Source organism: Plantactinospora solaniradicis, assembly GCF_042658085.1.
GTDB lineage: Bacteria > Actinomycetota > Actinomycetes > Mycobacteriales > Micromonosporaceae > Plantactinospora > Plantactinospora solaniradicis.
The window spans coordinates 1-7,199 of sequence record NZ_JBHSPR010000085.1 but is presented as its reverse complement, the minus strand read 5'-3'; the positions used below and the strand labels follow the sequence as shown (position 1 = coordinate 7,199).

Genomic DNA, 7,199 nt, shown 5'->3' with positions numbered 1-7,199 from the left:
ACCCGGCCCCCCACCCCTCCCCGCAACCCACGCCGCACCGCCGGACGGCCTGGTCATCGTCGCCCCCGACGCCCCAGAGCCCGATGCGCCCGCCGAGTCCGCCGAACCAACTCGCGCTCGTCCACGGTCCGCAACTCCCCGTCGACCACCACCGGCTCGCCCCCCACCAGCAACAGCTCCAGCGGAGCGACCGGCCCGAACACCAACGCCGCCACCGGATCGTCGATGCCGGCATGTCCGAGCCCGTCCAGCCGCCACACCGCGACATCGGCCAGCTTGCCGACCTCCAACGACCCGAGCGCATCGGCCCGCCCCAGGCAGCGGGCCCCGCCGATGGTTCCCAGCGCCAACGCCTCCCGTGCCGTCAACGCCCCCGGTCCGCCACGCTGCCGCGCCGCGTAGAGCGCCTGCCGCAACTCCGCACCGAGCTGACCCGCCTCCTGCGAGGCCGGCCCGTCGACCCCGAGCCCCACCGGCACGCCCCGGTCCAGCAACTCCCGGACCCGCGCGACACCGGCCCCGAGCCGGGCATTCGAGCTGGGACAGTGCGCCACCGCGGTACCGGTCCGGGCCAACGCGTCCAGCCCACGGTCATCGAGGTGTACGGCATGCGCCAACCACACATCGGGACCGAGCCAGCCGAGCCGTTCCGCGTACTCGATCGGCGTACAGCCGTGCGCCTCCCGGCAGTACGCCTCCTCGTCGACCGTCTCGGCGAGATGGGTGTGCAGCCGCACGCCCCGGCGCCGCGCCAGCGTAGCGGCCTCGGCCATCAGTTTTCCGGTGACGCTGAACGGCGAGCAGGGCGCCACCGCCACCCGCAGCATGGCGTCGTCGGCCGGATCGTGGAACCGGTCGATCGCCTCCTCGGTGGCGGCCAACGCGGCGTCGGTCTCCTCGACGATCCCGTCCGGTGGCAGCCCGCCCGACGACACCCCGAGGTCCATCGACCCCCGGCACGGATGGAACCGCAGCCCCACCTCCCGGGCCGCCTCGACCTGCGCCGCCATCAGGTCACCGGCCCCGGCCGGATGGACGTAGTGGTGGTCGGTGCTGGTGGTGCAGCCGGACAGGGCGAGCCAGCCGAGTCCGGCGGCGGTGGTCGCGGAGACCACCTCGGCGTCCAGCCCGGCCCAGATTGGATACAGCGCCTTCAGCCAGCCGAACAACTCCTCCTGCTGCGCCATCCCCCGGGTCGCCCACTGGTAGAGGTGGTGGTGGGTGTTCACCAGGCCGGGCGTGGCGAGGCAGCCGGTGCCGTCGATCCGGCGTACCGAGCGGTGGTAGCGGCCGGCGTGACCGGGGCCGACGGCCACGATCCGACCCTCGTCGAGCACCAGGTGCCCGTCGGAGTACTCGGTACCGTCCGGGTCGACCGTGGCGACCGCGCAGTTCTCGATGATGATCACGATTCGCCCTCCCGGCCGGCGGCCAGCCGTACCGCGGTCAGGATTTTTTCGTACCCGGTGCACCGGCACAGGTTGCCGGCCAACGCCTCCCGGATCTCCCCGTCGTCCGGCGACGGCGTCCGGGCCAGCAGGTCGTGCACGGCGACGACGAGTCCGGGCGTACAGAATCCGCACTGCACGGCCCCGGCCGCGACGAACGCCCGCTGCACCGGATGGAGTTCGCCGTCCCCGAGCCCCTCCACGGTGACCACCGCACACCCCCGCGCCTGCCCCGCCGGAACCAGACAGGCGCAGACCGGCCGGCCGTCGAGGTAGACCGTGCAGGATCCGCACTCCCCCTGCTCGCAGGCGTTCTTCGCGCCGGGCAGCCCGAGCCGTTCCCGCAGCACGTACAGCAGGCTCTCCCCGGCCCACACGTCGTCGGCCCGACGCGGCTCACCGTTCACAGTGCAGTCGATCCTCATCTCGCCGCGATCCTCATCTCGCCACCCCCGAAAAATCCGACCACCGCTGCTCGTCCCAGGCCCGCACCAACGACCGCCGGCCCAGTACGCCCAGCGCGTGCCGCCGGTAGGCCGCGGTGCCGCGTACGTCGTCGATCGGGCTGGCCGCCGCCGCGACCAGCTCGCCGAACCGGCGGACCAGCGGGTCCGGCAGGTCCCCCCGGCCGCCCCAGGGCAGTTCGGCGCGGAGCAGGTCCTCGGCCCCCGGTGCACGGACCGGGGTCGGCGCCGCCGAGCCGATCCCGATGCCGACCTCCCGGGTCGGCATGCGCAGCACGAGCGCGAACGAGCAGACGGCGATCACCATCGCGTTCCGGGCACCGACCTTGGCGAACTGCTCCGGCCCGGTGGCCGTCGGCAGCAGGATCGCCGCGATCAGCTCGTCCGGGGCCAGCACACTGCGCTTCGGCCCGGTACAGAACTCGGCGACCGGAACCGTGCGGACGCCGCGCACCGACGCCAGCTCGACCATCGCCCCGGCGGCCAGCAGCGGCGGCAACGCGTCTCCGGCCGGGGACGCGGAGCCGAGGTTGCCGCCGATGGTGCCCCGGTTGCGAATCTGCGGGGAGCCGATCGTCCGGGCGGCCATCGCCAGCCCCGGCGTCCGGCCGGCCAACTCGGTGACGATCCGCCGGTACGGCACCCCGGCGCCCAGCCGCAGCAGGCCGCTGTCGGCGTCCCACTCGGCCAGCCCGGCCACCCGACTCAGGTCCAGCAGGGCCGGCGGGCGGCGCCGGGCGAAGTTCAACTCCACCATCACGTCGGTGCCACCGGCCACCGGCAGCGCGTCCGGATGCTCCGCCCGCAGCGCGAGCGCGTCCGACCAGGTGGTCGGTTGCAGGAAGTCCATCAGGACCACCCCGCCACCGGACCGGCGGTCTCCTCGGCCGCCCGGGTCACCGTGCCCTCGATCAACCCGTACGGCCGGTCGGTGGCCACGAAGACCTCACCCGGGTTGGTCAACCCGAACGGCGCCAGGTCGACCGGCAGGTGGTGCTGGTTGGGCAGGCTCAGGTGGATCTCCACGATCTCCGGCCGCTCGGCGAGTACCCGGTGCCCCATCGCGTACAGGGTCTGTTGCAGGGACCGGCTGTAGGTGTCGACGAACGCGCCGACCAGGGCGGCCCGGACCCCGGCGTACGATCCCGCCCAGTCCCGGGTCGCCGTCCGGTCGGCCGGTTCCCCGTCCTGGTGTCGCCAGTTCGCCTCGACGGCGGTGGCCAGAATCCGGTCGTCGGTCTCCGGCAGCGTGGTGTACGGATCCCGGACGAAGCCGTTGAACTCCGAGTCGGTGCTGTTCAGCAGCACCAGTCCGGTCAGTCCGGACTCGACGGTGGTCCGCTGCGCGGTCACGGTCACCGTGGCGGTACGCCCTTCCGCGCCGTCGCGCTGGAAGGAGTGCGGCCCGAGCCGCTGCCAGCCGTGCTCGGTCAGCCGCACCCGGGCCCGGTCGATCGCCGGCTGGCTGTCGACGAAGTGTCGGGCGAGCAGCAGTCCGAAGTCCTCGATCTGGTCGATGCCGTACCGGCGGGCGAAGGCGTACACGGTGTTCTTCTGCGAGTCGGTCGGCAGCACGGAACCGTTGTCGCCGGAGAGGTGGACCTCGGCCAGGTCACCGGCGAGGGCGATGCTGACGTCGAGGTCCCGCAGCTCGTGCCGGGGCCCGTCGCGACGTACCCGGACCACCCGGACCTCGGCCTTGCCGTACTGGTTGGCGCCGAGCACGATCCGCGCCGATCGACTCTCCTCCATGGTTCAGCTACCCCGGTAGGTGGTGTAGCCGTACGGGCTGAGCAGCAGTGGCACGTGGTGGTGCCGGTCCGGGTCGGTGATCTGGAAGGAGACGACGATCTCCGGAAAGAACGACGCACCCGGCGGGTAGTAGCGCTCGACCAGGAACACCAGGCGGTAGCCGCCGGCCTGCCAACCGCGCAGTGGCACCCGGTCGAGCAGCGGCGTCCAGTCGGTCAGCCGGCCGTCGTGGTCGGTCCGGCCCTGTGCCACCGGCGTCCAGCCGCCGCTGTCCCGCCGGTCGAGCCGCACTCCGATGTCCCGGGCCGGCTCGCCACGGACGGTGTCCAGCACGTGGGTGGAGATCCGCACGAACCCGTCCCCCGCGCTCCCCCCGGTCACGACTGCCCCCCACTCATGACGGCCCCTCGCTCCGCTCGGTCATGAGCAGCCTCCTCAGGCGTAGCAGCGCGATCTTCCGCAGTTCCTCGTGCACCACCCGGCGTTCGGTGGCGGTGTCGTTCCCCAGTCGCCCCCGGGCGGCGGCGAGCAGTTCCACCTCGGTACGCCCGCTGGCGAAGATCAGGAACAGGTGCCCGAACCGCTCCTCGTACTCCCGGTTGGCCCGGGCCAGCGCGGCCCGGACGGTGTCGTCCGCGCCGTCCACTCCGGACTGTTCCCGGCGGGACCACGCCGCCTCCCGGTCGGTGCCCGCCGGCCGCTCCCCGATCCTCGGGTGCGCCGCCAGCGCGGCCGCGACGTCGAACCAGGGCAGCCGGCGCAGCGCGGTGTCGGCGACCGCGACCGCGGCCTCCACCTCCGGGTACGGCCGCCCGGCCGCCACCGCGCGGGCCCACAGCGGTACGGCACAGCAGGCGAGCAGTTCTCGCTCCACCTCGCCGGAGGGCCGGCGGTTGAAGCTGTCCAGAGGGTCGCTGACGACGGTCACCGCGGTCACCTCCCGGGGTTGACCAGAAGTACAGCAGCCGGCACCGCCCCGGGTGAACCGGCGGGAACGCCTAAACCGTCACCTCCGGCCGTATCGTTTTCGTAGATTCCTCCAAACGGGCCCCGGCCGGGCGGGAAGGGTGCCGCGATGCTGCTCCGGGAGGCCCTGGACAGACCACAGTTGCGGCTGACCGTGCTCTGCGGTGCGGACGACCTCGACCGCCCGGTCAGCCGGGTGTACGTCACCGACCTGCCGGACCCCCGCCGCTACCTGTCCGGCGGGGAAATCGTGCTGACCGGGCTGATGTGGCGACGCGGAGCCGGTGACGCGGACCGGTTCGTGGCCGCCTGCGCCGCCGCCGGGGTCGCCGCGATCGGTGCCGGCGACGCCGCGTACGGGTCGGTGCCCGACGACCTGGTCGCGGCGTGCCGCCGGTACCGCGTACCGCTGTTCGAGGTGCCGGTCGAGGTGTCCTTCCGGGACATCATCGACCAGGTCAACCCGACCCTGTGGGCCCAGCGGGCCAGCGGGCTCGCCACGGTGCTCGGCAGGTACCGCGGCCTGGTCACGGCGATGGCCGGCGGCGCCCGGCTGGTCGACCTGCTCGAGCCGGTCGCCGCCGACCTGGGCGCCGAGTGCTGGGTGCTCACCTCGACCGGACGGACCGTCGCCGGCACCGGGCCGATCGCGTCCGAGTCCCGCCGGGCACTGGCGGCGTCGTTCCTGGCCGCCGGCCGGTTGCCGACCGTGGTCGACCTGGCCGGCCGGCGGGCCTGGCTGGTCGGCGTGCCCGGTCGCCCGGAGCACCGGCTCGCCGCCTGGCTGCTCGCGTACACGCTCGATCCCGCCGTCCCGGACGCGGCCGGGTCCGACGTCGCGGCCGAACTGGTCAGCCTGGTCGCGCTGGAGCGGGCGCACGCGGACGAGGCCGGTCGGGTGGAGCGGCGTCTCGCCGATCAGCTCGGCCAGGCGCTGGCCGCCGGCGCGTCCCCCGCCGACCTGCGTGCCGCGCTGCTCTCCGGCGGGCTGGCACCGCAGTCGACCCTGCTGGTGGTGGCCGTCCGGCTCACCGGTCTGACGACGCCGCCGGAGCTGGCGGTGGCGGTGGCGGAGGAGGTCGTCCGGTCGGCGGACGTGCCCGCGATGGTCACCGGCAGCGCCCTGCCCGACGCCGTGCTCGGGGTGCTGGCTGTGGCACCGACCCGGCTCGCCGAGGTCACCGACGCGATCCGGGCGGCGGTGGCGGGGCTCGCGCCGGGGCTCGGTGCCGGACGGCTCGCCGTCGGGATCAGCGGCCCGGCCGCCGACGTGGGGGCCCTGCCGGGCGCGGTGGAGCAGGCGGGGCACGCCCTGGCGACCGCGCTGGCCGGCGCCGGCCCCGCCACCGTGGTCTCGGCCGGCGACCTCGGCTCGCACCTGCTGCTGCTCTCCGGTATCCCCCCGGAGGCCAGGCGGGCGTTCCGGGACCGGGTGCTCGGCCCGGTGCTGGCCTATGACCGCACGCACGACGCCGACCTGGTGGGCACCCTCGACGAGTTCCTGAACTGCGCCGGTTCGTGGAGCCGGGCCGCCGCCCGGCTCCACCTGCACGTCAACACCCTGCGCTACCGGATCGGAAGGATCGAGCAGCTCACCGGGCGGGATCTCGCCCGGTTTCCCGACCGGGTCGACTTCTACCTCGCGCTGCGCCTGCCCCACTGACGGCGGACGGCCGGCGCCCGGCCGTCAGGAAACGGTGGCGGGCGGGGTGTCCAGGTCGGCATCGTCCGCGACGTCGTCGCAGGGTACGACCCGCAGCCGCGCCGCGTTCCGGCGCAGGTACGGCCGGGCGCCCACGTCCCCGACGGCCGACTCCGACACCCCCGCCCAGTGTGCCCGGCCGAGCAGCACGGGATGCCCACGCCGGGTTCCGTAGCCGGCCATGGCGAGCCGGTCCGGTGCGGCGAGGGCGACCAGTCGCCGGACCGCCTCGGCGGTGATGCCGGGCATGTCGACCAGGAGTACGACCGCCGCGACCGCATCGGTGTCGCCCAACGCCGCGAGCCCGGCCCGGAGCGAGGAGCCCATCCCGGTCGACCAGTCCGGGTTCTCGACCGTCAGGGCGTCGCCGAGCTCGGCCCGGGTCCGGACGATCGGGGCGGCGGCGCCGAGCACCGCGACCACCGGTGCGCAACCGCCGTCCCGGGCGAGTTGCACGGCCCGCTCGACCAGCAACCGCCCGTCCAGCCGCACCAGCGCCTTGGGGCCCCCGTAGCGACGGCCGGCACCGGCGGCGAGCACCAGCCCGGCGACCCGCCAGGGTGCGGTCGGGTCCTGCGGTACGGCGCCGGAGTTCACGGTCGGAGCCTAGCCAAACCCCAAATCTCTCGAAAATTTGCTGCTTGTGAGGCTTTTATCCCCTTTATACATCAGCCGTTCGGCTAGCTTTTGCCAAGACGATCGGGCTAAGGTGATGCCTGAACGGATAACCACCACGATCACCACCACCACTCGACATACACCGTCCCCATCACGACTTCCACCACGTGCAGGGAGGACCACCATGAGCGCACCGACCACCACCCGGGCCACCACCACCGAGTCCGAGGCTCCGGCCGCCGTCGCCGT

General features: G+C 73.8%; 9 protein-coding genes. 1 reads left to right on the top strand and 8 read right to left on the bottom strand.

Features of this window, described 5'->3' with window-relative positions; all coding sequences use genetic code 11:
* Positions 1–53: 53 nt before the first annotated feature.
* The 6 genes from ACFP2T_RS43800 to uraD are packed head-to-tail and all read right to left on the bottom strand — an operon-like array spanning position 54 to position 4,592.
* Positions 54–1,409, bottom strand: coding sequence for an 8-oxoguanine deaminase (locus ACFP2T_RS43800; protein WP_377433026.1), 1,356 nt, complete (start codon positions 1,407–1,409; stop codon positions 54–56).
* Positions 1,406–1,873: a (2Fe-2S)-binding protein gene (locus tag ACFP2T_RS43795; RefSeq protein WP_377433024.1), complete on the bottom strand. Its 468-nt coding sequence runs from the start codon at positions 1,871–1,873 to the stop codon at positions 1,406–1,408. Before ACFP2T_RS43795 ends, ACFP2T_RS43800 begins: the two co-directional genes overlap by 4 nt.
* 13 nt (positions 1,874–1,886) lie before the next feature.
* The gene (locus ACFP2T_RS43790; protein WP_377433023.1) at positions 1,887–2,762 is read right to left on the bottom strand and encodes an FAD binding domain-containing protein; all 876 of its coding nucleotides are present in this window, start codon (positions 2,760–2,762) and stop codon (positions 1,887–1,889) included.
* Positions 2,762–3,664 (bottom strand): factor-independent urate hydroxylase, encoded by a 903-nt coding sequence (pucL, locus tag ACFP2T_RS43785; protein ID WP_377433021.1) that lies wholly within the window; start codon positions 3,662–3,664, stop codon positions 2,762–2,764. The genes ACFP2T_RS43790 and pucL overlap by 1 nt, the downstream gene beginning before the upstream one ends.
* A 3-nt stretch (positions 3,665–3,667) precedes the next feature.
* Entirely contained in the window at positions 3,668–4,045 is a 378-nt protein-coding gene (gene uraH / locus ACFP2T_RS43780) for a hydroxyisourate hydrolase (RefSeq protein WP_377433020.1), read from the bottom strand.
* Between the two features lie 13 nt (positions 4,046–4,058).
* Positions 4,059–4,592, bottom strand: coding sequence for a 2-oxo-4-hydroxy-4-carboxy-5-ureidoimidazoline decarboxylase (uraD, locus tag ACFP2T_RS43775; protein WP_377433019.1), 534 nt, complete (start codon positions 4,590–4,592; stop codon positions 4,059–4,061).
* 147 nt (positions 4,593–4,739) lie between these two features.
* Between uraD and ACFP2T_RS43770 the strand changes: the two genes are divergently transcribed.
* Positions 4,740–6,293 carry a PucR family transcriptional regulator gene (locus ACFP2T_RS43770; RefSeq protein ID WP_377433018.1) on the top strand — a complete coding sequence of 518 codons (1,554 nt, stop codon included), beginning with the start codon at positions 4,740–4,742 and terminating at the stop codon, positions 6,291–6,293.
* A gap of 24 nt (positions 6,294–6,317) precedes the next feature.
* On the opposite strand, the gene ACFP2T_RS43765 is transcribed toward ACFP2T_RS43770, so the two are convergent.
* Complete coding sequence (locus tag ACFP2T_RS43765; protein WP_377433016.1) at positions 6,318–6,929, bottom strand: nucleotidyltransferase family protein; 612 nt, start codon at positions 6,927–6,929, stop codon at positions 6,318–6,320.
* A gap of 9 nt (positions 6,930–6,938) precedes the next feature.
* The coding region (locus ACFP2T_RS43760) for a hypothetical protein (protein WP_377433014.1) at positions 6,939–7,199 on the bottom strand (261 nt) is incomplete at its 5' end.